This window comes from Cryobacterium sp. Hh7 (assembly GCF_004403155.1).
Taxonomy (GTDB): Bacteria; Actinomycetota; Actinomycetes; order Actinomycetales; family Microbacteriaceae; genus Cryobacterium; species Cryobacterium levicorallinum.
This window is the reverse complement of record NZ_SOHG01000012.1, coordinates 88,068-113,228: the sequence shown is the minus strand read 5'-3', so window position 1 is coordinate 113,228 and position 25,161 is coordinate 88,068. Positions and strand designations below refer to the sequence as shown.

General features: G+C 66.0%; 16 protein-coding genes. 5 read left to right on the top strand and 11 right to left on the bottom strand.

The window, feature by feature from the left end; genetic code table 11:
- Positions 1-153: 153 nt before the first annotated feature.
- Genes ligA through E3T43_RS01895 form a run of 3 tightly spaced genes read right to left on the bottom strand, consistent with a single transcriptional unit; the run spans position 154 to position 4,820 of the window.
- Positions 154-2,415, bottom strand: a complete 2,262-nt coding sequence (gene ligA / locus E3T43_RS01905; RefSeq protein WP_134471124.1) for an NAD-dependent DNA ligase LigA — start codon at positions 2,413-2,415, stop codon at positions 154-156.
- On the bottom strand, positions 2,408-3,598 hold the full coding sequence (gene mnmA / locus E3T43_RS01900; protein ID WP_174844303.1) for a tRNA 2-thiouridine(34) synthase MnmA: 1,191 nt from the start codon (positions 3,596-3,598) through the stop codon (positions 2,408-2,410). Before mnmA ends, ligA begins: the two co-directional genes overlap by 8 nt.
- A 43-nt stretch (positions 3,599-3,641) precedes the next feature.
- Positions 3,642-4,820, bottom strand: coding sequence for a cysteine desulfurase family protein (locus E3T43_RS01895; RefSeq protein WP_134471123.1), 1,179 nt, complete (start codon positions 4,818-4,820; stop codon positions 3,642-3,644).
- A 57-nt stretch (positions 4,821-4,877) separates the two neighbouring features.
- Between E3T43_RS01895 and glgX the strand changes: the two genes are divergently transcribed.
- Positions 4,878-6,956, top strand: a complete 2,079-nt coding sequence (gene glgX, locus E3T43_RS01890; RefSeq protein WP_134471122.1) for a glycogen debranching protein GlgX — start codon at positions 4,878-4,880, stop codon at positions 6,954-6,956.
- 63 nt (positions 6,957-7,019) lie between these two features.
- Here glgX and glgP read toward each other — a convergent pair whose 3' ends face one another.
- Positions 7,020-9,587: an alpha-glucan family phosphorylase gene (glgP, locus tag E3T43_RS01885; RefSeq protein WP_134471121.1), complete on the bottom strand. Its 2,568-nt coding sequence runs from the start codon at positions 9,585-9,587 to the stop codon at positions 7,020-7,022.
- 116 nt (positions 9,588-9,703) lie between these two features.
- On the opposite strand from glgP, the gene E3T43_RS01880 reads away from it, so the two are divergent.
- A complete protein-coding gene (locus E3T43_RS01880; RefSeq protein WP_370449860.1) occupies positions 9,704-11,800 on the top strand; it encodes an alpha-1,4-glucan--maltose-1-phosphate maltosyltransferase in 2,097 nt (698 codons plus the stop codon).
- Positions 11,797-14,136 (top strand): 1,4-alpha-glucan branching protein GlgB, encoded by a 2,340-nt coding sequence (gene glgB, locus E3T43_RS01875; RefSeq protein ID WP_134471119.1) that lies wholly within the window; start codon positions 11,797-11,799, stop codon positions 14,134-14,136. The genes E3T43_RS01880 and glgB overlap by 4 nt, the downstream gene beginning before the upstream one ends.
- A 98-nt stretch (positions 14,137-14,234) precedes the next feature.
- Here the strand turns inward: glgB and E3T43_RS01870 are convergent, their stop codons facing one another.
- From E3T43_RS01870 to E3T43_RS01860, 3 genes are all read right to left on the bottom strand, one after another.
- Positions 14,235-16,262 carry an HNH endonuclease signature motif containing protein gene (locus E3T43_RS01870; RefSeq protein ID WP_134471118.1) on the bottom strand — a complete coding sequence of 676 codons (2,028 nt, stop codon included), beginning with the start codon at positions 16,260-16,262 and terminating at the stop codon, positions 14,235-14,237.
- Between the two features lie 575 nt (positions 16,263-16,837).
- On the bottom strand, positions 16,838-17,821 hold the full coding sequence (locus E3T43_RS01865; RefSeq protein WP_134471117.1) for a tetratricopeptide repeat protein: 984 nt from the start codon (positions 17,819-17,821) through the stop codon (positions 16,838-16,840).
- Positions 17,818-19,644, bottom strand: coding sequence for a hypothetical protein (locus E3T43_RS01860; RefSeq protein ID WP_134471116.1), 1,827 nt, complete (start codon positions 19,642-19,644; stop codon positions 17,818-17,820). The genes E3T43_RS01865 and E3T43_RS01860 overlap by 4 nt, the downstream gene beginning before the upstream one ends.
- 244 nt (positions 19,645-19,888) lie before the next feature.
- Here E3T43_RS01860 and E3T43_RS01855 point away from each other — a divergent pair, with 244 nt between their 5' ends.
- The gene (locus E3T43_RS01855) at positions 19,889-21,496 is read left to right on the top strand and encodes a hypothetical protein (protein ID WP_134471115.1); all 1,608 of its coding nucleotides are present in this window, start codon (positions 19,889-19,891) and stop codon (positions 21,494-21,496) included.
- A 23-nt stretch (positions 21,497-21,519) separates the two neighbouring features.
- Entirely contained in the window at positions 21,520-22,569 is a 1,050-nt protein-coding gene (locus E3T43_RS01850) for an AI-2E family transporter (RefSeq protein ID WP_134442795.1), read from the top strand.
- Between the two features lie 14 nt (positions 22,570-22,583).
- Here E3T43_RS01850 and E3T43_RS01845 read toward each other — a convergent pair whose 3' ends face one another.
- Genes E3T43_RS01845 through E3T43_RS01830 form a run of 4 tightly spaced genes read right to left on the bottom strand, consistent with a single transcriptional unit; the run spans position 22,584 to position 25,139 of the window.
- Positions 22,584-23,342 carry an alpha/beta hydrolase gene (locus tag E3T43_RS01845; protein WP_134471114.1) on the bottom strand — a complete coding sequence of 253 codons (759 nt, stop codon included), beginning with the start codon at positions 23,340-23,342 and terminating at the stop codon, positions 22,584-22,586.
- The gene (locus tag E3T43_RS01840) at positions 23,339-23,641 is read right to left on the bottom strand and encodes a hypothetical protein (protein WP_174844302.1); all 303 of its coding nucleotides are present in this window, start codon (positions 23,639-23,641) and stop codon (positions 23,339-23,341) included. Before E3T43_RS01840 ends, E3T43_RS01845 begins: the two co-directional genes overlap by 4 nt.
- Positions 23,642-23,693: 52 nt before the next feature.
- Positions 23,694-24,353, bottom strand: a complete 660-nt coding sequence (locus E3T43_RS01835; protein ID WP_134471113.1) for a lytic transglycosylase domain-containing protein — start codon at positions 24,351-24,353, stop codon at positions 23,694-23,696.
- A gap of 54 nt (positions 24,354-24,407) precedes the next feature.
- Positions 24,408-25,139, bottom strand: a complete 732-nt coding sequence (locus tag E3T43_RS01830) for a DivIVA domain-containing protein (RefSeq protein ID WP_134471112.1) — start codon at positions 25,137-25,139, stop codon at positions 24,408-24,410.
- Between the last annotated feature and the right edge of the window lie 22 nt (positions 25,140-25,161).

Genomic DNA, 25,161 nt, shown 5'->3' with positions numbered 1-25,161 from the left:
GACCTCGCCGCGGCGCGATCACCGCTCGGACTCGACCTTTGAGGGCGTGAACTCAAGTTCGTCAGGCTATGGTCGCCCACTCGGAGAAACACCGGCAGCCCGGTGGGCGACCGGTCAAAAATCTATGGGAACCCAAGAGGCCTGTGCGGCAGCCTACGTGGATACAGGCGAGGACGCGGGCGCCAACCCGTCTGGCCCGCCCGCGAGTAAGGTTCGAAACTCGTCGGCGTCGAGGACTCGAATGCCGAGGGTTTCGGCTTTGCCGAGCTTCGACCCGGCACCCGGCCCGGCGGCGACGAAGTCGGTGTTCTTCGACACGCTGGAGGCACTCTTGCCGCCCGCGGCGATGATCGCCTCCTGGGCGCCCTCCCGGGTGAAGCCCTCGAGCGAGCCGGTAGCCACGACGGTCAGCCCGGCGAGCACTCCCCCGGCCGTCTCGGCCGCTCCCGGACCGGGGTGGCCCGGCGTGGCGAATTGCACGCCGGCCGCGGCCCACTGGGTGACGATGTCCACGTGCCAGTCCACCAGGAACCAGGCGAGCACCGCGTCGGCGATAATGCCGCCGACACCGTCGACCTCGGCGAGTTCCTCGCGGGAGGCCGCCCGAATGGCGTCGAGGGAGCCGAAATGGTTAGCCAGGGCGCGGGCGGCGACCGGGCCGACGTGACGAATATTGAGCGAGACCAGGATGCGCCACAGCGGCTTGGTTTTGGCCTTATCGATCTCGACGAGGAGTTTGAGCGCGCTCGAGGACGGTTGCGGGCCCTGCAGCCCCTGCTTCTTCTCGGCGGCCGTGGGATTGCGCTGGAAGGGCATGCGCTGCCGGGCTGTGCCGTCGGCGCCTTCCTTGGGCAGCCCGGTTTCGGCGTCGCGCACGATCACCTGGATCGGCAGCAGGTCGGCCAATTCGAGGTCGAACAGTCCGGCCTCGGTCGGCAGCGGCGGCCGCGAGGGCACGGTCGGCTGGGTGAGAGCGGAGGCAGCGACCTCGCCGAGCACCTCAATGTCGAGGCCGCCACGGCTGCCGATGTGCTCGACGCGGCCGCGCACCTGGGCGGGGCAGCTGCGCGCGTTCGGGCAGCGCAGGTCGATATCGCCCTCCTTGGCCGCGGCCAGCGGGGTGCCGCATTCGGGACAGTTGATCGGCATGACGAATTCGCGTTCGGTGCCGTCGCGCAGCTCCACGACCGGGCCGAGCACCTCGGGAATAACGTCCCCGGCCTTGCGCAGCACGATGGTGTCGCCGATCAGCACGCCCTTGGCCTTCACAACGTCCCGGTTGTGCAGGGTGGCCTGGCGCACTTCGCTGCCGGCCACGAGCACCTTTTCCATCACGGCGAACGGTGTGGCGCGGCCGGTGCGTCCGACGCTGACGACGATGTCGAGCAGCTTGGTGTTGACCTGCTCCGGCGGGTATTTGTAGGCGATGGCCCAGCGCGGCGCGCGGTTGGTGGCGCCGAGTTCGGCGTGCAGGGCGAGCTCGTCGATTTTGATGACGATACCGTCGAGTTCGTGCACGACGCTGCCGCGGTGGGCTCCGTAGTACTCGATGAACTCGGCCGCTTCGGCGACAGACTCGACCACGCGAAAGTAGTTGCTGGTCGGCAGACCCCAGCTTTCGAGCAGGCCGTAGACCTCGGACTGGGCCTGCACGGGCGGGTCCTCCCAGGCGCCGATGCCGTGCACGAGCATGCGCAGCCGGCCCAGGCGGGCCTTCATCAGAACCAACTGGTCGGTGTTCTTGCCGGCGGCCTTCTGTCGCAGCGACCCGGCCGCCGCGTTGCGGGCGTTCGCGAACATCCGCTCTCCCGCGGCGGACTGCGCGGCGTTGAGTTCGTCGAACGCAGCCACTGGGAAGAAGACTTCGCCACGTACTTCCATCAAGGACGGATGCCCGCTGCCGGCCAGCCGAGACGGGATGCCGGGGACCAGGTCGATGTTCTCGGTGACGTCTTCGCCGACGACGCCGTCGCCGCGGGTGGCCGCCGAGACGAGCACGCCGTTGGCGTAGCGCAGGTTGATGGCGAGGCCGTCGATCTTGAGTTCGCACAGGTAGTGCACGGCGCGGCCGGAATTCTCCGCGGCCTTGCGAGCCCAGGTCTCGAATTCTTCGATCGAGAAGACGTTGTCGAGGCTGAGCATGCGTTCGGCGTGGGTGACAGGGTCGAACAGGGTCGTTTCGGCGCGCCCGCCGACCGTCTGGGTGGGGCTGTCCTGGCTTTGCAGCTCGGGGTAGAGCCGTTCGAGTTCGGCCAGGCGCTGCACCAGCCGGTCGTAGTCGGCGTCGGAGAAGACGGCCGCGTCCTGCCCGTAGTAGGCGTCGCGGGCAGCGAGCACGCGGGTGGTGATATCAGCAGCCTCGGCTGCCGCTGCGCTCAGCGCGTCAGGGGTGGAATCCGCGACGGACTCAGGCATTGACCGGGACGGGGCTGGCCGAAGCGGTAGGTGCTGAGACGGAACTGTCTGAAGAGATCGGTACGGCGCTGACCGTGCGGTCGATGGTGCACTGGCCGAGCACCCGAGTACCGACGTAGACGACGGCGGTCTGGCCGGGGGCGACGCCATTGAGTGGTTCGTTCGGAATGATGCGCAGTTCGACAGAACCGTCAACGCCGGTCACGGCCGTGGTCGACACAATCTGGGCGACGGCCGGAACCGGGTCGGCGTGAGCGCGGATCTGCACGTGGCAGGCGAATTCCACCTCTGGATGTTCGGGGGCGAGCCCGGCCCAGGTGTACTTGTTGCCGGCGATCTCCTTGATGGCGAGCGCCTCCTTCGGGCCGACGACGACGGTGTTGGTGATCGGGCGCACCTCAAGCACGAAGCGCGGCTTGCCGTCGGCGGCCGGGGTGCCGATCGACAGCCCTTTACGCTGGCCCACGGTGAAGGCAACGGCGCCGTCGTGTTGGCCGAGCGTGTTGCCCTCCCGGTCGAGAATGTCGCCGGTGACCGGGGCGACGCGTTCGCCGAGCCAGCCCTTGGTGTCACCGTCAGGAATGAAGCAGATGTCGTAGGAGTCGGGCTTGTTCGCCACCGAAAAGCCGCGTTCGGCCGCTTCTTTCCGCACCTCGGCCTTGGTCGGCGTGGCTCCGAGCGGGAACATGGAGTGGTTGATCTGGTCGGCGGTGAGCACGCCGAGCACATAGGACTGATCCTTGGCCCAGGCGGCCGCGCGGTGCAGCTCCTTGTTGCCGTCGGCATCCGTCAGAATGCTCGCGTAGTGGCCGGTGCAGACGGCGTCGAAGCCGAGGGCCATGGCCTTTTCGAGCAGGGCGGCAAACTTGATCTTCTCGTTGCAGCGCATGCAGGGGTTCGGGGTGCGGCCGGCCGCGTACTCGGCGATGAAATCGTCAACGACGTCGAGCTTGAACCGTTCGGAGAAATCCCAGACGTAGTAAGGAATGCCCATGATATTGGCGGCGCGCTGGGCATCCATCGAATCTTCGACGGTGCAGCAGCCGCGGCTGCCGGTGCGCAGCGTGCCCGGCATGCGGCTCAGTGCGAGATGCACGCCGACCACCTCGTGCCCCGCTTCGACCGCGCGCGCGGCTGCGACGGCGGAATCAACACCGCCACTCATTGCTGCTAAAACCTTCACCCAACGAGTGTACGCGCCAGTGCTGACCCCGCAAACGTAACGGTCAGTGCCCGGGCACTCGATCGGCCATGCCCGCGGCGAGCGCCAGGGCGTGCGCCGCGGGCAGCGCCGCCAGCAGCGCGTCGACGTCGGCGTCGGTCGACGTGTGCCCGAGCGTGATGCGCAGCGCCCCACGGGATTCGACCTCGCTGCGTCCCATCGCTCGCAGCACGTGCGAGGGCTCAGGCACGCCGGCCTGGCAGGCCGATCCGGTCGACACCGACACGCCGGCAACGTCGAGGGCGAACAGTAACGAGTCGCCCTCGCAGCCCGGAAAACTGAAATGGGCGTTACCGGGCAGCCGGTGGGTCGGGTCGCCGTTGAGCTGCGCCCCCGGCGCGACCAGGGCCACACCAGCGATGACGCGGTCGCGCAGCGCCATCAGACGAGCGTTTACATCGCCGTGCGCGACGAGAGCGGATGCCGCCACCGCGAACGAGACCGCCGCCGCGACATCCTGGGTGCCGCTGCGCACCTTGCGCTGCTGGCCGCCACCGTGAATGAGAGGTTCGACGGTCGTGGCACGACCGAGCACGAGCGCCCCGATACCGACCGGGCCACCGACCTTGTGCGCCGAGACGCTCAGCGCCGACACGCCCGCGGCCGCGAGAATGCGAAAATCGACCGGTATGTAGCCGTAGGCAGCGACCGCATCGACGTGCACCGGAATTCCGTGGGCTGCGGCGAGCGCCGCCACCTCCGCGACAGGTTCGATGGTGCCGACCTCGTTGTTGGCCATGATCACGCTGACCAGGGCGATATCGAGCGGGTCACGCGCAATGGCGGCCTCGAGCGCGCCGAGGTCGATGCGGCCCCGGTCGTCGAGCGGAATCCACTCGACGACGGCGTCTTCGTGCTGAGCCAGCCACTCGACCGTGTCGAGCGTGGCGTGGTGCTCTCCGCCGGGCACCAGAATGCGCCGGCGTGGTGCGCGCGCCCAGTACAAACCCTTGATGCCGAGGTTGATCGCCTCGGTGCCGCTGCCGGTGAAGACGACCTCGATCGGGTCACAGGCGAGGCTCGCGGCCACGATTTCACGCGACTCTTCGAGCATCCGTTTCGCATTTTGACCCTGGCTGTGCACGGACGCGGGGTTACCGACGACCCCCATCGCCTCGGCGTAAGCGACAATAGCGGCGGGAAGCATGGGCGTGGTCGCCGCATGATCCAAATAGACAACCATTCCCCTATTTTACAGATGAGCGGATGCCGGTGCTGATCACGGCTTACTCTTGAACTCATGAGTTCCGCCGACCCCCTGCGCAATCTCGGCGTGCGCCTCACCAGCGCCGGTGGTGAACTGCGCGTTTGGGCCGAACACGCCGATGCCATGGACCTGTGTCTGTTCGACGACACCGACCCCAACTGGATCATCAAGAGCGTGCCGATGACCAAGGACGTGCACGGCGTCTGGTCCGGTAAATCTCGCACCCTGTCACCGGGACGGCGCTACGGCATTCGCGTCTCCGGTCCAGCGAACCCCAATAACTCCTTTCACCCAGAGAAAACCCTGATCGAGCCGTATTCCCGTGGTTTGGTGCGGGTCGGTGCCGGGCTGTGGCAGTCCTCGGTCGTCGATGACGCGTTCGACTGGAACGGTGCCACCAAACCGGCCACGCTGCTCGATCACACCGTCGTCTACGAAGCGCACGTGCGTGGGATCAGCCGGCTCAACCCGCTCGTTCCGGCTGCCCTGCGCGGAACCTACGCCGGTCTGGCCCATGAATCGACCATCCGCTACCTGAAAGATCTCGGCGTGACCGCGATCGAGCTGTTGCCGGTGCAGGCCTTCGTGTCGGAGCAGCGCCTGATCAAGCAGGGCCTGATCAACTATTGGGGCTACAACACCCTCAACTTCTTCTCGCCGCACGCCGATTATGCCACCCAGGCCGCTCAGTCGGCTGGTCCGGAAGCCGTGCTGCGGGAGTTCAAGGGCATGGTCAAGCTGCTGCACGAGGCCGGGCTCGAGGTCATCCTCGATGTGGTCTACAACCACACCGCCGAAGAGGGACGCAACGGCCCGGTGACCAGCCTGCGCGGCATCGACAACGCCGCCTATTACCGCCAGGACGATTCCGGTGCCTACATCGACGTGACCGGCTGCGGCAATACGGTCAACTTCAGCCATGATGTGCCCAAGCGGCTCGTACTCGATTCGCTGCGCTACTGGGCGAACGAGGTGCAGATCGACGGTTTTCGCTTTGACCTGGCCGCGACCCTCGGGCGTGACGCCGGCGTCGTCTACGACCCGGAGCATCCGCTGCTGCGCGATATTCGTGACGACCCGGAGCTGGCCGGGGTGAAGCTCATCGCCGAACCTTGGGATGTCGGCCAGGGCGGCTGGCAGACCGGCAATTTTCCGCCCGGCTGGACCGAATGGAACGACCGCTACCGCGACCGTATGCGCGACTTCTGGCTGTCCGACATGCAGAGCCTGCGCCTGACTGGCTCGGCCGGCAGCGGCATCGGACGCTTCGCGACCCGCGTCGCCGGTTCGTCGAACACCTTCTCCAAAGAGCGCGGCCCACTCGCTTCGCTCAATTTCATCACGGCACACGACGGGTTCACGCTCGCCGACCTGACCGCGTACAACAGCAAGCACAACCTCGGCAACGGCGAGTCGAACCGCGACGGAACCGACAACAACAGCTCGTATAACCACGGCGTCGAGGGCCCGACCCGCGACGTGGCGATTCTGGCCATTAGGCGCAAGGCCATGCGTAATCTGCTCGGCACGCTGCTGTTGTCGGCCGGAATTCCGATGCTCACGGCCGGTGACGAATTCGGTCGCAGCCAGCGCGGCAACAATAACGCCTACTGCCAGGACAGCGAGCTGACCTGGCTCAACTGGGACTTCGACGATTGGCAGCAGGACCTGCACCGAGTCACCCGGCGGCTGCTGCAGCTGCGCCGGGAGAACCCGGCATTACGGCCGGTGCACTTCGGCCGGTTCGGCGAGACCACCCCGAGTGCCAGCCAACTGGACTGGTACAACATCGCCGGTGACGCGCTGCAGGGTGACGCCTGGAATTCCCCCACCGAACGCACCCTGCAGTACATGGCGGCGTCCACACCGGAGCACGAAGCCTTCAACCGCATCCTGCTCGTGGTGAACGCGCGCGAGCAGGATGAGACCGTCACCCTGCCCAAACACGAGGGAGTGGATGCCTACACGCTGCTCTGGGATTCCAGTCACGACGACCTGCGCGATTCGGTCATCGAGCATGCGCCGGGCGCTCGCCTGTTCGTGCCGGGGGCCTCGATGCAGCTGATGCGGGCGCACGGCGCGTTCGTTCCGCGCAGCACCGCGCGCCCCTGAACGACCAGCATGAGCCGGCCAGCGTGAACCGGCCAGCGTGAACCGGTGGGCCGGCCGCAACCGCTAGTTCGCGACGGCGACCAGACCCATCTCGGCCGGGCTAATCAACAGCGCGTTCTTGGGCACGACCCGAACGGTGTAGCCGAAGGTTCCGGCCCGGTCGAGTTCGACCGTTCCGGTGAACAGGGTCGCTCCGCCGGTCGGTGCTTCCTTCAGCGAAGCCGGAGCGAGCGCCTGAATCGCGACATCGCGCAGTTCGTCGGTACCGAGGCTCTTGCCGTAGACGACTTCGACGGTCACATCGTCGGCGGACAGCCCGTTCAGCTGCACGTGCGCCCGCAGGTGAAGGTCGTCGCCGACTTCGGGCACCGAGGAGACCCCGCCGGATTCGACGTGGGTCACGGCAACCTGGGGCCAGGCGGAGACGATCTTGCCCTTCCAGGCAGCCAGTTCGCGGGCGGCCCGGTAGTTGTTGGCCGACATCAGCGTCTCAAAATGACCGGCCGGACGGTACAGGCGCTGCACGTACTCGCTCACCATCCGATCCGCTGACAGCTGCGGTGACAGCGTCGACAGCGTGTGCCGAATGTTGGAGACCCAGCGTTCGGGCACGTCGTCGGCGTTCCGCTCGTAGAACATCGGCGCGACCTGGTGCTCGATCAGTTCGTAGAGCGCTTCGGCCTCGAGCCGGTCACGTTCAGCGGAATCCCCGGCGGAATCGGCCGAGGGAATCGCCCAGCCGTTCTTGCCGTCGTAATATTCCGGCCACCAACCGTCAAGGATCGACAGGTTGAGCGCGCCGTTCAGCGCGGCCTTCATGCCGCTCGTGCCGCAGGCTTCGAGCGGGCGGAGCGGATTGTTGAGCCAGACATCCGTTCCCGGATACATCAACTGGGCCATCGCAATGTTGTAGTCCGGCAGAAATGCGATGCGGCTGCGCAGCGCCGGGTCGGCGGCGAACTGCACGATCTTCTGGATCAGCCGTTTGCCTTCCTCATCGGCGGGGTGCGATTTGCCGGCAATCACGATCTGAATCGGATGCTCCGGGTGCAGTAGCAGGGCACGCAAGCGCTCGGGATCATGCATCATCAGGGTCAGGCGCTTGTAGGTGGGCACGCGGCGGGCGAATCCGATGGTCAGCACGTTCGGGTCGAAGACCCGGCCGATCCAGGCCGGAGCGATGCCCCCCGGGTTCTGGTCGCGCCAGGCGTTCAGCAAGCGCCGGCGGGCATCCTCGACGAACTGTAGGCGCATCTGACCGCGCACCGACCAGAGATCCTGGTCCGAGACCTCGCTTGAGGCCCAGTTGGCCGTTGACGTGTCACTGGTGCCGAGTTTATTCAGCGCGAGGCTCTTGAGCGCCGGGTCAGTCCAGCTCGGAGCGTGCACGCCGTTCGTGATCGACGTGATCGGGACATCCGCTGAATCAAAACCGGGCCAGAGGCCGTTGAACATGCGGCGGCTGACCTCCCCGTGCAGGGTCGACACGCCGTTGGCGTGCTGGCCCAGGCGCAGGCCCATAATGGCCATGTTGAACACGTCGGAGGAACCGCCGGCGTAGCTTTCGGCCCCGAGAGCGAGCAGGTCCTCGACGTCGACGCCGGGCAGCAGGTCGGTGCCGAAATAGCGGCGAACCAGGGAGCGTTCAAACCGATCGATACCAGCGGCGACCGGGGTATGGGTGGTGAAGACGGTTCCGGCGCGGGCCACCTGCAGGGCTTCCTGAAAGCTCAAGCCCTCGCCGATCAGGCTCGAAATGCGCTCCAGACCGAGAAAACCGGCGTGGCCCTCATTGGTGTGGAACACTTCGGGTTCGGGCAGACCGTGCAGCGAGCTCCACAGTTTGACGGCGCGTGCGCCGCCGATACCGAGCAGCAGCTCCTGCAACAGGCGGTGTTCGCCGCCGCCGCCGTAGAGCCGGTCGGTGACCAGGCGCAGGTCGTCGGCGTTTTCGGGAATGTCGGCGTCGAGCAGCAGCAGGCGCACCCGACCGACCTTGGCCTGCCAGACCCGGGCATGCAGGGTTCGGTCATCCGGCAGGGCGAGCGAGACCTGCACTGCAGAGCCGTCGGCTCGGCGCAACACGGAGAGCGGCAGCCCGTCGGGGTCGAGCAGCGGGTAGCTTTCCATCTGCCAGCCGTCCGGCGAGATGGACTGACTGAAGTAGCCGGCGCGGTAGAACAAGCCAACGCCGACGAGTGGCAGGCCGAGGTCGGAGGCGCTCTTGAGGTGGTCGCCGGCCAGAATGCCCAGGCCGCCGGAGTACTGCGGCAGCGCGGCGGCGATACCGAATTCCGGTGAGAAATACGCTATCGCGGCGGGCTTCTCGCCGTCGAGGCTCTGATACCAGCGCGGCTGCTCCAGATAGTCGCGCAGGGCGTCTCGGGCGGAGTTGACCTCGGCCACATAATCGTGGTCCTGGGCGAGATCGTCGAGACGGTGCGGGTCGACGGCGCCGAGCAGGGCGACCGGGTCGGTGCCGATCTCGCGCCAGAGCTCGGGGGCGATGCGCTCGAACAGCTGGCGGGTGGGCTCGTGCCACGACCAGCGAAGATTGCCGGCAAGCTCCTCCAGCGCCGCGAGGGGCTGAGGCAGGACGGCACGGACGGTAAATTTGCGGATGGCCTTCACGAGGTCAACCTTAGGGGTGCCAGATGGCGAACACGTAACGCCGAATGTTCGCGTCTCGCGGGCGAGGGTGGCGCGAGGCGAGCATGATTGCCACGCTTTCACGCTACGGTCATTCTGTGGCCAAGACAGCAGCAAAAAAGACGACCCTGCCGACAGCATCGAGCAGCGCCCCGGCCGGTGCGTCTCCACAAGAGGCTAGCGGTGCCTCCGGCGCAGCCATTGGCCGTATCCCCGTTCTCGATCTCTCGCCTCAGCTGAACGACAACCAATGGCCGGCCCGCGCCTTCGCCGGCGAGGTCGTCCCATTTGGCGCGACCGCTTTTCGTGAGGGCCACGACCTGATCGGCGTCGACCTGCAGCTCACGGCGCCCGACGGCAGCGAAACCCGGCATCCCATGCTGCTGCAGGGCGAGGGGACCGACCGCTACGGCGTGCAGGTGCTCCTCGGCGTCGCCGGCCACTGGAGGTATCGGGTGCGTGCTTATGCCGACGAGTTCGCCACCTGGGAACACAATGCGCAGATCAAGGTTCCGGCCGGCATCGACGTGGAACTCATGTTCAGCATCGGCGGCGCGCTGCTGCAGCAGGCCGGCATCGACCAGAATCGCCCGATGGCGGCCCGCCGCCTGTTTCAGGCCGCAGCGACCGCCCTCGCCGACACCAGCAAGCCGGCCGCAGCACGACTACTCGCGGTCGCGGATGCTGCGCTGCGGCAAGCCATCGCCGCTCACCCCCTCGCCGGGCTGGCTTCGCTCTCGGCCGAACGCACCATCATCGTCGAACGTGCCAGGGCTGGGGTGGGCTCGTGGTACGAGTTCTTCCCGCGCTCGGAGGGCGCCGTTCGGCAAAAAGATGGCAGCTGGAAGAGCGGAACGTTCCCCACCGCCGCGAAACGCCTGCCCGCCGTCGCGGCGATGGGGTTCAACGTGCTGTATCTGCCGCCGATCCACCCGATCGGGCAGGCCTTCCGCAAGGGTCCAAACAACTCACTCACAGTCGCCCCCGGTGATCCTGGCTCGCCGTGGGCGATCGGCTCGGCCGACGGGGGCCACGATGCCATCCACCCCGATCTCGGCACCGTCGCCGACTTCAAGTCCTTTCTGAAAAAAGCGGCGGACCTCGGCATTGAGATCGCCCTCGATTTTGCCCTGCAGGCCTCCCCCGACCATCCCTGGGTGCAGCAGCACCCTGAGTGGTTCACGACCCTGCCCGACGGCTCCATCGCCTACGCCGAGAACCCGCCGAAAAAATACCAGGACATCTACCCGATCAATTTTGACAACGATCCGGCCGGCATCCGGCTCGAGGCGCTGCGCCTGCTCCGCTACTGGATCAGCCTCGGCGTGCGCATCTTTCGGGTCGATAACCCCCACACCAAGCCGCTGGACTTCTGGGAGTGGCTGATCGCCGAAGTCAATCAGACCGACCCCGACGTGGTTTTCCTGGCCGAGGCGTTCACCCGCCCGGCGCTCATGCAGGCGCTCGGCAAGGTCGGCTTCCAGCAGTCGTACACCTACTTCACCTGGCGCAACACGAAGACTGAGCTCGAGGAATTCTTCGACGGCCTCGCCAATGACACGGCCGATTTTCTGCGCCCCAACCTGTTCGTGAACACGCCGGATATTCTCACCGAGTACCTGCAGTTCGGCGGCCCGGCCGCGTTCAAGATTCGCGCGGCCCTCGCCGCTACGGCAGCGCCTAGCTGGGGCGTCTACGCGGGTTTTGACCTGTTCGAGAACGTCGCCCGGCCCGGCGCCGAAGAGAGCATCGACAACGAGAAGTACGAGTATCGGCCGCGCGACTGGAGCAAGGCCGAGGAACTCGGCAAGTCCCTCGCGCCCTACCTCACCCTGCTCAACCGCATTCGGGCCGAGCATCCGGCGCTCGCGCAACTGCGCAACCTCGACATCCACGCCAGTGACGACGACTCGATTCTGGTCTACAGCAAGTACCTCGACGCCGCGTTCACCGGCACCGGCCAAGCGGATGCTCTCATCATCGTCGCCAACGTCGACCCGCACTCGGTGCGCGAAACGATCGTGCACCTCGACGTCACCCGGTTCGGCATTGTCCGCGGTGACAACTTCGACGTGCACGATCTAGTCTCCGGAGCCACCTGGACCTGGGCGGCCGACAACTTCGTGCGACTCGACGCCTTCACAGAGCCGGTGCATATTCTGCACGTCACACCGCACACTTCGGCCCCAGCATGAGCGGTCACAAAGAAAAAGACAAGAAACACAAGAAACACCAGAAGCACGAGTCCACGGATACGAAGGGTCAGGCAAAGAAAATCGACGGCAAGAAGGCACAGTCCCCGAAATCCGGGCCCAGCACAGTCCAGAAGAACTCGGGCCCGATCGAACCCGCGACCATACCCGAGCACGTGCTCGAGGCCGTCGCCGCCGGCCGGTACTACAACCCGCACGAAATCCTCGGCCAGCACCTCGCCCACCAGACCGGTGTGTCCGACCCGCGCGTCTCCATCCGGGCGCTACGTCCGCTCGCCACCGAGGTGTTCGCGATTCTCGCCAACGGGTCGCACGTTGAGCTGGCCCACCTCGCGCACGGCATCTGGCAGGGCGAAAGCACCGACGGGCTCAGCGACTATACGATCGAAGCCCGCTATGAGTCGGCGCCACCGTGGATCTGCGACGACCCCTACCGCTTCATTCCGACCCTCGGCGAACTCGACCTGCACCTGATCGGCGAGGGCCGCCACGAACGCCTATGGGACGTGCTGGGAGCACACCACCGTCAGCACCAGGGCGTTACGGCCAGTTCGACCGGTACCTCGTTTGCCGTCTGGGCGCCGCACGCGCAGGCCGCGCGGGTCATCGGTGACTTCAACGGGTGGAGCGGCTCTACCCACGCCATGCGCAACATGGGCAGCACCGGCGTGTGGGAACTGTTCATTCCGGGCCTGGCGCTCGGCACCAACTACAAGTTCCAGCTGCTCGCGCAGTCCGGCGCCTGGATCGATAAGGCCGACCCGATGGCCCGCCTCGCCGAAGTTCCACCGCAGACGGCGTCGGTCGTTACCGCGTCGAACTACGAATGGGCGGATACCGAATGGCTCGCCAACCGTAGCGCCACCGATCCGCACAACCAGGCCATGAGCATCTACGAGATGCACGTGGGCTCCTGGCGACCCGGGCTCGGTTACCGGGAACTCGCCGACGAGCTGGTCGGGTACCTGAACGAACTCAGCTTCACGCACGTGGAATTTATGCCCCTGGCTGAGCATCCGTTTGGCGGATCGTGGGGCTATCAGGTCAGCGGCTATTACGCGCCGACCAGCCGGTTCGGCTCGCCAGACGACCTGCGCTACCTGATCGACCGGCTGCACCAGGCCGGCATCGGCGTGATCATGGACTGGGTGCCCGGCCACTTTCCCAAAGACGACTTCGCCCTCGCCCGCTTTGACGGTCAGGCCCTGTATGAGCACCCGGACCCGCGCCGCGGTGAACAGCTGGACTGGGGAACGTACATCTTCGACTTCGGTCAGATGCAGGTGCGCAACTTCCTCGTCGCCAATGCCCTGTACTGGCTCGAGGAATTCCATATTGATGCCCTGCGCGTCGACGCGGTCGCCTCGATGCTCTACCTCGACTATTCGCGCGAAGACGGCCAGTGGGAGCCGAACCAGTATGGCGGCAACGAGAACCTCGAGGCGATCAGCCTGCTGCAGGAGATCACCGCGACCGCCTACAAACGCAACCCCGGCACCATCATGATCGCTGAGGAATCCACCAACTGGGGCGGGGTCACGGCGCCGACCAGCGGCGGCGGGCTCGGCTTCGGGTTCAAGTGGAACATGGGCTGGATGCACGACTCGCTCGAGTACATGCAGGTCGACCCGATGTACCGCTCGTACCACCACAACGACATCACGTTCTCGTTCATCTACGCGTTCAGCGAGAATTTTCTGCTGCCGATCAGCCACGACGAGGTCGTGCACGGCAAGGGCGCCCTGGTGTCGAAGATGCCCGGCGACTCCTGGCAGCAGCTTGCCAACGTGCGCGCCTACCTCTCGTTCATGTGGGCGCACCCGGGCAAGCAGCTGTTGTTCATGGGCAGCGAGTTCGGACAGCGGTCGGAGTGGAGCGAGGAGCGCGGCCTGGACTGGTGGATGCTCGACCAGCCGGCGCACCGCGGCCTGTTCAACCTGGTCGGTCAGCTCAACCGGGTCTACCGCGACAACGCGAGTCTGTGGAGCCGCGACAACGACCCGGGTGGTTTTGAGCTGCTCGACGGCGGTGCCGCGAGCCAAAACATCGTGTCGTTCCTGCGTTGGGACAACCACGGCATTCCGGTCGCGTGCTTCTTCAACTTCGCCGGGCAGCCGCACACGGACTACCGGGTGGGGCTGCCATTCGCCGGAGCGTGGGAGGAGATTCTCAACACGGATGCCGGCGACTTCGGTGGTTCCGGGGTGGGTAACCAGGGCAGCGTCGAGGCCTACAACGAGCCCTGGGCCGGTCGCCCCGCCTCCGCGACCCTGACCCTGCCTCCCCTGGCCGGTCTTTGGCTGCGCCTCCGCCGCTAACTCCCCGACCCTCCATTGCTGGGGGCTGCGCCCAACGACAGCAATCTGGCGACGCAGCATTCATTGAGAATCGGTGGTGTTCAGCCTGTCCGTCGACCCTAGAACGGTGGGGGCTCGGTGGGGTCGGTGTCCCGCGCGGTGTTCCAGCTGCCGTTCCAGTCGCTATTCCACGGATCGCTGATCGGTTCGGCTGGCGGCAGCGGTGCGGGCGGGTCGGGCGGTGGTGGGGCTGGTGGTTCGAGTGGGGATGATGCCTGTGGTGCTGCCTGTTGTTGTTGCGGTGGGTTGATGCGGGTGGCGGGGTCGGTGGCGTAGTGCTTGCCGGCGGGGCTGGTCCAGTGGACGGTGCCGTCGGGGTCGGCGACGGCTTTCCAATCGGAGAAGTGCTTCAGGTTGTGGTGGGCGGGCGAGAGGAAGTGGAGGTTGGTGGCGGTGGTGGGGCCGCCGAATTGTTTATCGATGGTGTGGTCGAGGTCGGAGTGGCCGGCGGAGCGGTTGCAGCCGGGGAACCGGCAGGTTCCATCGCGTAGGCGGAGGTATTTCTTCAGCGCGGCGGGCACGCGGAACGGGGTGGAGCTGACGTCGAGGACGATGCCGGTGTGCGGGTGGGTGAGGACGCGCAGGAAACTCGTCGCCGTCCCAGCGAGCTTGCGGGCCGTCTCCGGATCGATCGGGCCGTAGCCTTCGAGGTCGGCGGGTTCCTCGCTCTGACCCATCAGGGTGAGGACGGGGACGGTGATGTTGACGTTGGCGGTGAGGCCGGCGCCGAGGCCGGTGCCGGTGACGCCCTGCTGGAGCAGGTCGATGGCGACGTCGGCGCGGAGTTGGCTGAGGGTGCGGGGCTCGTCGGGGCCCTGCAGACTGATCGCCGCATCGGTGACCCGGGTATAGACGCCTTGCAGGTCGTCGCCGGCCGCGCGCAGCCAGAGGGTGGCCATGCCGTCCTTATCCGGGAAGAACTGCACCCGGCGGTCGGCCAGACACCGGGTGCGGCGAACGGTGATGCTGTCGGGGTGGAACCGCTCGCGGAGCTTGCGAGCCTTGCCATCGAACTGCGCCGGAGTGAGGCGTTTCGCGTGCGGCAGCAACACCGCCTCCAACTCGGCCCGGGCGGGCTCGGAGACGGAATCGAGCTGGTCGAGCACCTGGCGGGCGTGCCGGAGGGAGATCTCCCCGGTGCGGAGGGCGTCGAGGGTCTGCGGGCGGGATTCGACCAGCACCCGCCTCTCCCGCAGCAGGCCGGACGCTGTGCCGGCCGGGATGCGCAGCGCACAGGCCATTTCAGCGACCAGGCCCTGCTGAGCGGCGAAGGTCGCATCCCAGTCGTACTCATGCTGCGGACCGGCCTGCGGACGGCCGGTCTCAGCACTGTTAGTGGTGTAATCCCACGCCTCCGTCAAGACCTCAGCCTTACTCGCCTGCGCCCAAGCGATGACCTTCTCGAGGTAGAGCACCCGGTCGACGAACTGCGCCTGGTGCCGCTGAAACGGACTCAGCACGTCCGCGGGACTACCAGGGTCCAGACCGGGTTGGTCCGGGTCAGCGTCAGCCGGGTCAGCGTCAGCCGGGTCAGCGTCAGCCGGGTCAGCCTCAGCCGGGTCAGCCTCGCCACGGTCAGCGTCGGCAGGGTCAGTGTGACGCTCGTCAGCGGTGCATCCGTCAGTGGTGCATTCGTCAGCGGTGCATCCGTCCGGGATGAAATCGACCGGGAGGTAGTTGTCCGCGAGGTAATTGGTATACAGGAACTCCTCGCGGAGGTCCTCATCGAAGAGGTGCTCGGGCGGCACCGCAGCGAATACCTCGGTCAGATCGAGGTCGGCCGGAATGGGCGGGCCGTCAATCAACTCCGGGCGGTCAGCCGCCAGACTCACCGGTGCCGGGCTCACTGGTGTCGGGCTCACTGGTGTCGGGCTCACCGATGCCGGGTTGACCAGTTCCAGGTCGAGGTCTTCATATGGGGCGCAGTCTCCGAGCCCCTCGGCCAGTTGGAGCCGCCAATCATCCTGACACTGCGCCCAGAACACCTCGAACTCGGCGCGCTCTTCGAGTGTGGACGGCGGGTAGCCGTGAGCCGCGAAGAACGGATCGACACGGCCCGGCTGTGGAGTCTCGCCGCTCTGGCTCATAGAACAAGTGTACCAAAACCATGCGCCAGAGTCGAGGGTTTCTCAGATATATTTGGATGTCTGTGCGAATATGCATTCGGGCAGACCGCGCGTTCTCGAGACGGCTCGCGCTGGTCGATGGCGGTCTCGGCAAGCTCGACCAACGACAAATGGCCGGGTTCTCCAGACCACTCCGGCCAGTCCACAGCGGTCTCGGCAAGCTCGACCAACGACAAATGGCCGGGATCTCCAGACCACTCCGGTCAGTCCACAGCGGTCTCGTCGGGATCGACCAACGGAAGTCGCCGGGTTTCGCAAGATGCCATCGTTGATCCCTGGGGGTCTCGGTAGGCTCGACCAACGGGGGATGGCCAGGTTTCGCAAGCCACCCGCGTTGGTGTCAAAGGCGGTTTCGACGCGTCCGACCGGCAGCCGGTCACCTGCTTCGCGCAGCAGGTGACCGGTGCCTTCGACTCAGACGTCGGCGGCGGCCGAGGCTGCGGCATCCGTTCGTGCAGCAGTCGCCGCGATCGTCAGGTCCTTAATCTGAAACAGGTCCCCGAATCCGTGAAACGACAGGCTTCCGCCGCAGGACGCTAGTAGAGCAGGGCGGTCAGCCGAGAGCGAGTCGGCGGGACCCGGGGGTCGTCCTGGCCGATGACCTCGAACAGTTCGAGGATGCGCTCGCGAATAGCGTTGCGGCCGGGGGCTGGCTGGGCCGGAAACAGGCTCAGCAGTCGGTCAAAGGCGTCCTCGATGTGCCCACCGGACAGGTCGAGGTCGGCGACCAGCAGCTGCGCGTCGAGATCGTCGGGAGAAGAAGCGGCACCGTTCCGAATCTGGTCGATCGTTTTGCCCTGCAGGCGGGCCAGCAGGCTGACCTGGGCAAGGCCGGCGACGGCCATGGTGTCATTCGGGTTCTGGGCGATCGCCGTGCGGTATTCGCTCTGCGCGGTCGCATAATCGCCGGCCTCGATCGCGGCATAGGCCTCGAGGTGGTGCGGCGGCAGGGGCTCTTCGACGACCTCGGCCGGTTCTCCGTCTGCGGCGGCGGCGGCGGCCGGCGCCTCGGCCGTGCCGGTCACGCCCTGCTGGGCAGCGAGTTCGAGCACGCGGCCGAGCACGTCGCTGATCTGCTCCTCGGCCAGCGGGCCGTTGAACAGCTGTACCGGCTGGCCGGTGATGACGGCGGCGACCGTGGGCACCGACTGGGCCTGAAACGCCTGGGCGAGTTGGGGGTTGGCGTCGATGTCGACGCGGGCCAGTACGAACCGGCCGGCCAGATCGGTGATCAGCTTCTCCAGCACGGTCATCAGCGCCGTGGACGGTTCGCTCCGCGAGGCCCAAAGACCGACGATAACCGGAACGCGCGAGGACAGCTCGAGCAGCTCACCGAAGTTCGCGTCGGTGCCGTCGAGCACGAGGCTCGGCACCGGCACGACACCGGCGGGCGCGCCAGCAGCCGCTGGTGCCGCCGCGGCACCGGGTGTCGCGGGCGCTGCCGCCTGGCCACGGTTGACGAGAGAGGAAAGGTCAACCGCTCCGCGCAGGTTGGATCCGGACGGGGGCAGGTTGGTCATGGAAGCTCCGCAGATTGGGTGAGGCCCTGGGCAAAGCCCAGGAGGATGATTTTTTCGCTCGATCCGGCCGTCGGCACGTAGAACAACAGCTGGTCACTGTAGGTGTTGAGAATGCCCTTCGACGACGACGAGATTCCCGACAGTGCTTTGCTGGCGGCCCCGCTCGGGCTGACCGTGGCACCGTCATTGATCGGTTTGACGATCTCGGTCTCGTTGACGCTGACCGCCACGATGCTGCCCGAGTCGTTGGTGGCCAGGGCGACAGTGCTGCCGTCCCCCGCCGCCGTGCCGAATTCGATCGATGCGGTGGCGGGCAGGGTCGCCTGCCGGTCGGCGCGACTGGCGTCAAACTGGGCGCGGAAGGCATCCACTTCGTCTTCGAACAGGTCGACGGACGGGCTCGCAGCGCCCTGCAGCAGCACATCGGCGTAGGCCGCGGCCAATTCGTTCGGCGGCAAGAGCAGGAGTTTGTTGTCGGGCGCGATCGCCGGCGCCCCGATCAGGGCCGGAGCAACTTCGGGCACTCGCGCAGCCGGCTCAAGCTGGAAGGCGTACTCGATGAGGTAATTCGCCCGCGGTGATTCCTGCTGCAGAATAATTGCGGTCGGTGGAATCTCGGCATCCGTTTCGTTCTGAATCACCGTCATCACCACTCGCGGCCAGGAATTCGTCTGCTGCGGCAGCGTGAAGGTGAGTGGGGCTCCCGGCAAGGCCAGCAGTGGCGGCACTGTCGCGTCGACCGCCCGAATCGCGTAGTTGGCCAAGCGCTGTTCCAGCGCGGGTCCGGTGAACCGGGTCGCGAGAGTGTCCGCGTTGAGGGTCGCATCGGCATCCGCTGTCAGGAGCGAAATCTCGCCCATGATGATTTCAAGCTGCGGGACTGTGACGGCCGGCGGTGCCAGCTCGGCGGCCGCTTCAACCGAGTCGGTAGACACCGGAGTCGGGGTCGGGGTCGCCGTTTCCGTCGTCGTTGCGCTGAAATCCGGCCAAAGATCGGCCGAGCATCCGCTCAGAGCGAGACCGGACACCAAAATCATCGGCAGGATCGCTGTGCGACGGGCGATACCGCGGCGCGACGAGGTGATCTGACTGGCCTTGATGGCCTTCGGCCGGGGTGCGCGCGGCAGCCGCGGCAGGCGCGGTCCGCGCGGAACGTTGCGGCGCGGTCGCCGGGACCGGCGCAGGTGCAACAGGGCCAGCAGGTACAACACGAGTCCGAACAGCAGCAACAGAGCGCCGCCGGCAAGCAGCGGGCCGGCCCACGGGGTGGAATTATCCGATGCCCACGACAAACGGATGTTCGCGGGCGCCGGTTCGACCCCGTCCGAAGCAACGAGCACCGAGATGCCCTCCGGGAGGGTCTGCGTGGTCGTCAACGAATCCGTGTCGCTGATCTCCTCGAGCCACAGGTCGGAACCGGCCGGATTGACGATCAGGGGCTCGGCAGCATCGGCGGCAACCGGCTCATCCGAGCTGTCGTCGTCCGTGTCGGGTTCTACGGCAGCAGTGACAGTTGAGGTCAGTTCGCCCGTTTTTTCGCTCAGTGCCACGGTGGCATAGGCATCATCACCGATCCAGGCGGCCACGTCTTCGGATCGCCCGTAGGCCAAAAAGATGGGTCCCTCGCCGCGTACGTTGATCGTCTGGCTCCCCGGGGAGGCCGCGAGGGCGCTCGGGTCGATCACGGTGTACAAAGTCTCGCCGGTGGCGGTCGAGGTTAGTGAGCTGAAGGCCGGTTCGAGCAGGATAGTTCGCTGCGCGATGCCGAGCACGATCATCACGGCGGCAAGCACGAATGCCACGATGGCTAGAACAAAACGCACGTATCACCCTTCAGCAATTCAGCTGGTTGGTACTGTTCAGTCACTTTGGCTGAACCACGTGACTGAAAGTCCTCAGACACGATTTTCAACGTTACTCCGTTCGCCTGAAAGGAACCTAACAGCCGTCCAGCCTCCATTTGTCAGCCGGCGCGTACCGTACGGGGCACCAACACACTAAAATTAGTAGGGTGCCCCGTAATGCACGATCCATTGAGGGGCCGGGCCCCGCGTGTAAGGAGTACAAGTGTCTGACGACGACGCCGATTTCACCCAGGTCTTTCGTGGCTACGACAAGGATGAGGTCGCCAAGGCTGTTCAATCCCTGCGCCGACAACTCATCCAGGCCAATACCCAAAATGCTGAGGCCGGCCGCGAGGTCAAACGATTGGCCGCCCGCATCGATGACCTCACCGCCGAGATCGAAGAGGTCGGCAGTCCCACGTTCTCCGGTCTGGGCACGAAGTTGGAAAACACCCTTCGCGTCGCGGAGGAACAGTCCACCCGCGTCATCGCCCAGGCCGATATCGACGCGGAGAAACTGCGCGCCACGACCAGCGACGAGGTCGAGCAGCTGCGACGGAATTCCACTGAACAGGCCGAGCGCACCCTTTCCGACGCCGCCGTCAAAGCTCGCCGACTGCTCGACGATGCTCGCATTGAAACGGATGATTTACGCGCACGCACCCAGGACGAGCAGGCCAGGGTCATGCAGGACGCTGCCCGGGACGCCTCTCTGATTCGCGGCTCTGTCGCCACCGAGGCGGCCGAGGCCCGAGCCACAGTGAAACGTGAGGTGTCAGCCATCCGTTCTGAAGCGGATCGCGAAGCCGCCGAGGTGCGCGTCGTCGCGCAGCGTGAGGCCACCGAGGCTCGCGAAGAAGCGGCCGGCCTGACGCGCGAAACAGAACTTATTCGCGCCGAAGTAGCGCTGGAACTCGACCAGCAGCGCGCGACCCTCAAACAGGAAACCGACCAGGCCCGCGTAACACTGGCTGCCGAAACCGACCAAGCTCGTGTGGATCTCGCGCGCGACACCGAAGAAGCCCGCCTGCGCCGCGCACACGAAGCCGAGCAGGCACGCACCCTGCTCGCCGCCGAGGTGGAACAGGGCCGCATCGACGTGGCCCGCGAGATCGAGCAGGCCCGCGCAGTCGCCGAGGTCGAAAGCGCGCAGGCCCAGACTGACCTCGCCCGCGACCTCGAGCGCAAGCGCGTCACGGCCGATCGCGAGATCGAGCAGGCACGTGCCGCCCTGACCGCCGACGTGGAACAGGCCGGCGCCGACCTGACCAGGGACAACCAGCAAGCCCGCCTCGAGGCCGAGGCCGAGGCCGAGCAGGCCCGCATCGACGTACAAACCGAGCTCGCCGCGACCCGGAAGACCGGCCAGCACGAGGCCGCCCAGCTGGCCAGAGAAATCGACCAGGCCCGAGCCGACTTCGATGTCGAGCTGAAAGCCCGCCGCGACGAAGCAGAGCAGGAACACCTCACCTCGCACCAGGAGGCGGTGGCACTGGCGCAGAAATTCCAGACGGATGCCGCCGGGCAGCTCGCCGAGACCACTGAGCGTACGCTTGAACTGCGTGCGCTCAACGAGCAGCTGGACACGGGAGCCCGGGCGGAAGCCAAGGCCAACAAGGACCACGCCAACGAGACTGCCGCGCGCATTCTGCACGACGCCCAGACCAGCGCTTCGGCCCTCGTCGAGGACGCGACGACACGGTCGCGTGCCCTGGTCGCTGACGCCGAAGATCGCATGGCGCAGATTAGAATTGAGCGCGATGCCGTAGCGGGGTACTTTGAAAGCCTGCGCAGCGTTTTGACCCAGGCCGAACGGGTCGCAGCCGAGTAATTCCCTACTCCTGGAGACGACCCGTGAAAATTCAGAATGCGTTTCGGTTCGGACTCGTCGGCACCTTGGGCGTAGGCCTCGGCTTGTTGATCATCACTTCGGTGATCACCCTGCAGACGATCATCATCTACGTGGGAGCCGCGCTGTTCATTGCGCTCGGCCTCGACCCGGCCGTCTCCTGGTTGGAGAAGAAGCGGTTTCCCCGCTGGGCGGCCATTCTGACCGTGGTCGCCGCCGTGCTCGGTGTGCTCACCGGTGTCGTGTTCGCAATCGCTCCGATCATCGTCGACCAGGTCTCCAAGCTGTCCCAGCTCATTCCGGATCTGGTCAAGGCGGTGAACAGTTCAACGTTTCTGAGTGATCTGCAAGAGCAGTTTCCCGGCCTCGACATCACTGGGATCACCAAGACCGTCACCGATTCTCTGGGCGGCAACCTCACCAACATCACGACCACGATCGTTCAGTCGGGCCTCGCGTTTGTCGGTGGCCTGTTCGGTGCCCTCATCATTCTCATTCTCACGCTGTACTTCACCGCCTCCCTCAACAGCATGAAGCGTGCCACCTACCAGCTGGTTCCCGCGTCAAAGCGGGAGCGGTTCACCGATATCAGTGAGCAGATCACCACGGCCGTCGGCCGCTACATCGTTGGACAGGCCGCGCTCGCCTCGGTGAACGGCGTGCTGAGCTTCATCTTTCTCTCGATCATCGGCGCACCGTTCCCGGCGTTGCTCGCCTTCATCGCTTTTCTGCTCTCGCTCGTTCCGCTCGTCGGTACCATCTCGGGTTCGGTCATCATCGTGCTGACCTGTTTGATTCCCGAGATCGGCAGCTCACCCCAGACCGCGCTGGCCGCCGCCATCTACTACCTCATCTATATGCAGGTGGAAGCATACGTTCTCAGCCCAAACATCATGAGCCGCGCTGTGTCGGTTCCGGGCGCTGTCGTGGTGATTGCGGCCCTGGCCGGCGGCAACCTGCTCGGCATTCTCGGCGCGCTGATCGCCATCCCGGTCGCCGCGTCGGTCATCATGATCGTCAAGCAGGTCGTCATCCCCCGCCAGAACGAGCTCTAGCTGCTACAACCGGCTTAGGACGGGTCGCGCAGGCCGTCCGTCCATTCGATGGGTAGAGGCAGCGCGGCGGGGTTGACGGTGGCGACGATCTCGGTGAGAACCCGCCGGGTCAGTTTTTCACCGACCCAGAGGTGTTTGCCGCCCTCGACGGCGACGAACCGAAGGCTGGGCACACTCGCGAACCGCAAGCGAGCAGCATCCGGTCGCAGGTAATCGTCGAATTCGGGAATGACTGCGACCAGCTGCCGCTCATTCCCGGCCCACGCGGCCAGTTCGGCCTTCGTCGTGCGGTGCAGCGGCGGTGACAGCAGAATGGCGCCGCGGATCGGGTGCTCCAGCCCATACTTGAGGGCGAGCTCAGTGCCGAAGGACCAGCCGACCAGCCACGGATTGGGCAGCTGGCGTTCGGCGACGAAGGCCATCGCCGCGGCCACGTCGGCGCGTTCGGTGATGCCCTCCCCGAAGTCACCGCCACTGGTGCCGCGCGGCGACGAGGTCCCGCGGGTGTTGAAGCGCAGTACGGCCAGATCGGCCATCGCCGGCAGGCGGTTGGCCGCCTTGCGCAGAATGTGCGAGTCCATGAATCCACCGGCCGTGGGCAGCGGATGCAGCGTCACGAGCGTCGCCACCGGCGTGCGCCCGATCGGGGTCGCCAACTCCCCCACCAGGGTGAGGCCATCGCTGGTTTTCAGTTCAATGTGCTCGATGCTGGCGGGCAGTTCGATGCCGCCACGAATGTCGACCGGTAGGGTCACGGACGTCTCCTCGGTCATTTGATTCTCCAACAGTGAGTGTGCCAGTGCCGCCGGTTGGCCAGGTCGGCCGCATCGCCGAGCACTCCGTCTCCGCGCCAGGCGACCATGTGCGCCGTACCGGGCACGATGTCGAGGGTGCAGCCGGGACACAGATAGGTCTTCGCAGCGTGCTTGGCCGGCACCGGTTGAACGTGCCACAGTCCGTCGCGGCGCACCTCGCTGCGGCGCCAGCCCGCCAGCAGGTCGTTCAGGTCAGCGCCTTCGCCATCGTCTCGCGGAGCGCTCTTGCGGCCTCGGGGTCGATTGCTGCGCGCCATCACAACAGTCTAGGTTGCTGCCCGACGACGCCATAAATCAGAAGGGTTGGGGCTAATACCAGCCGGAAGCCTGAGACTTGCCCCACGCACCGCACGGGGTGCCGTAGCGGCCGGTTATATAGCTGAGGCCCCATTCGATCTGTGTTCCGGCGTTGGTCGCCCAGTCGTCACCGGCCGTGGCCATTTTGGAGCCGGGAAGCGCCTGCGGGATGCCGTAGGCGCCGCTCGAACTGTTCTCGGCGTTCACGCGCCAGCCTGATTCCTTCTGCCACAGCGAGACCAGGCAGTTGTACTGGTCTTCGCCCCAGCCGCGACCCGCGACAGCGTCGTAGGCGTAAGCCTGAGCCGAGCCGCGATCCGGCACAGCGGCGGACGGGGCGGTGACGCTTCGCTTCTTTTCCACGGCGACGACCACCGGAACCGGTTTGGGCTTCTCGGTGACGGTAAAGCCGTCGCGAGTGATGGTATTGGTGTAGCTGCCGGCCACGAGCACGGCCTGGGCCGGCCCCTCGTCGGTGGTGCTGCCGGCGAGTTGAAAGTAGGGGGATGCAGTGGCACCCGAGTAGGGATCGACGACGGTCACGAGCACGAACGCGAAGGCGGCGGTGAATCCGAACAGAAAGTGAGTCGGCTTGGCCCGACGCCGAGTTCGACGAACCGGCGGCCGCGCCTTGGCCGGGACGGACTCGATTAGTTGCAGATGCCTACCCATTACTAGATGACCCTAGCCCACATCTTTGGTAACGGCCAGATAACGTTCACCAAATCAACGTACCGCCAGCATCACGTCGACGACGCTGTCGAGCACCAGATCGACCTGGCCTTCGCGGTATCCGCCCCGTTCAGGGCGAAAAACGGCGGTTCGTACTTCGTCGACGGTAAGCTCACTACCGTCCAGAAAATACTTCACCAGTTTGTTTGCGAACCGATCGACATCGACCCGTTTGTAGCCGACTGCGAGCACACTGGTACGGGTGAACCGGTGCCCGGGCGCACGGCTGAGTCGGGCAACAAGCACCGTGGCCGCATTCTCGGCGTCGACCATCCAGGCCTGCTCTCCCCCGGTGCGCGTGGCGTGATCGCGTTCCCGGGCGGCAAAGGCGTCCTCGAGCCGCTCCAGTGCCGCGTCCACATGTTCCGGCGAATATCCGCCCTTGTGCATGGCGAAGGCGGTGTGTCGAATGGCTTCGGCTGTCAAGGTCGCGCCGGTTCGCTCGGCTTCAGCGGCTCCCTTGTCCGCGACGATGGAGTGGATGGCCTCGGTCCCCTTCGGGCCGGTGCCCGATGCCGGGCTCCCGTGGCGGTCAGCGCCATTGCGGACGGCGATCTCGTCCACTGATTCGAAGCCGGACTCGACGACGCCGGTGTCGACATCCGTTTCATTGTCGGTCAGGTCGTGCCGATCGTAGGCGCGTCGGGCCGCGGCCAGAAAAGTATCGACCTGGCTCACGTTGTAGCCGAGAGTTTTCTTCGCCACTCGGGGAAATATGGTGCTCATAGCCTCATTGTCTCGGTTGTGC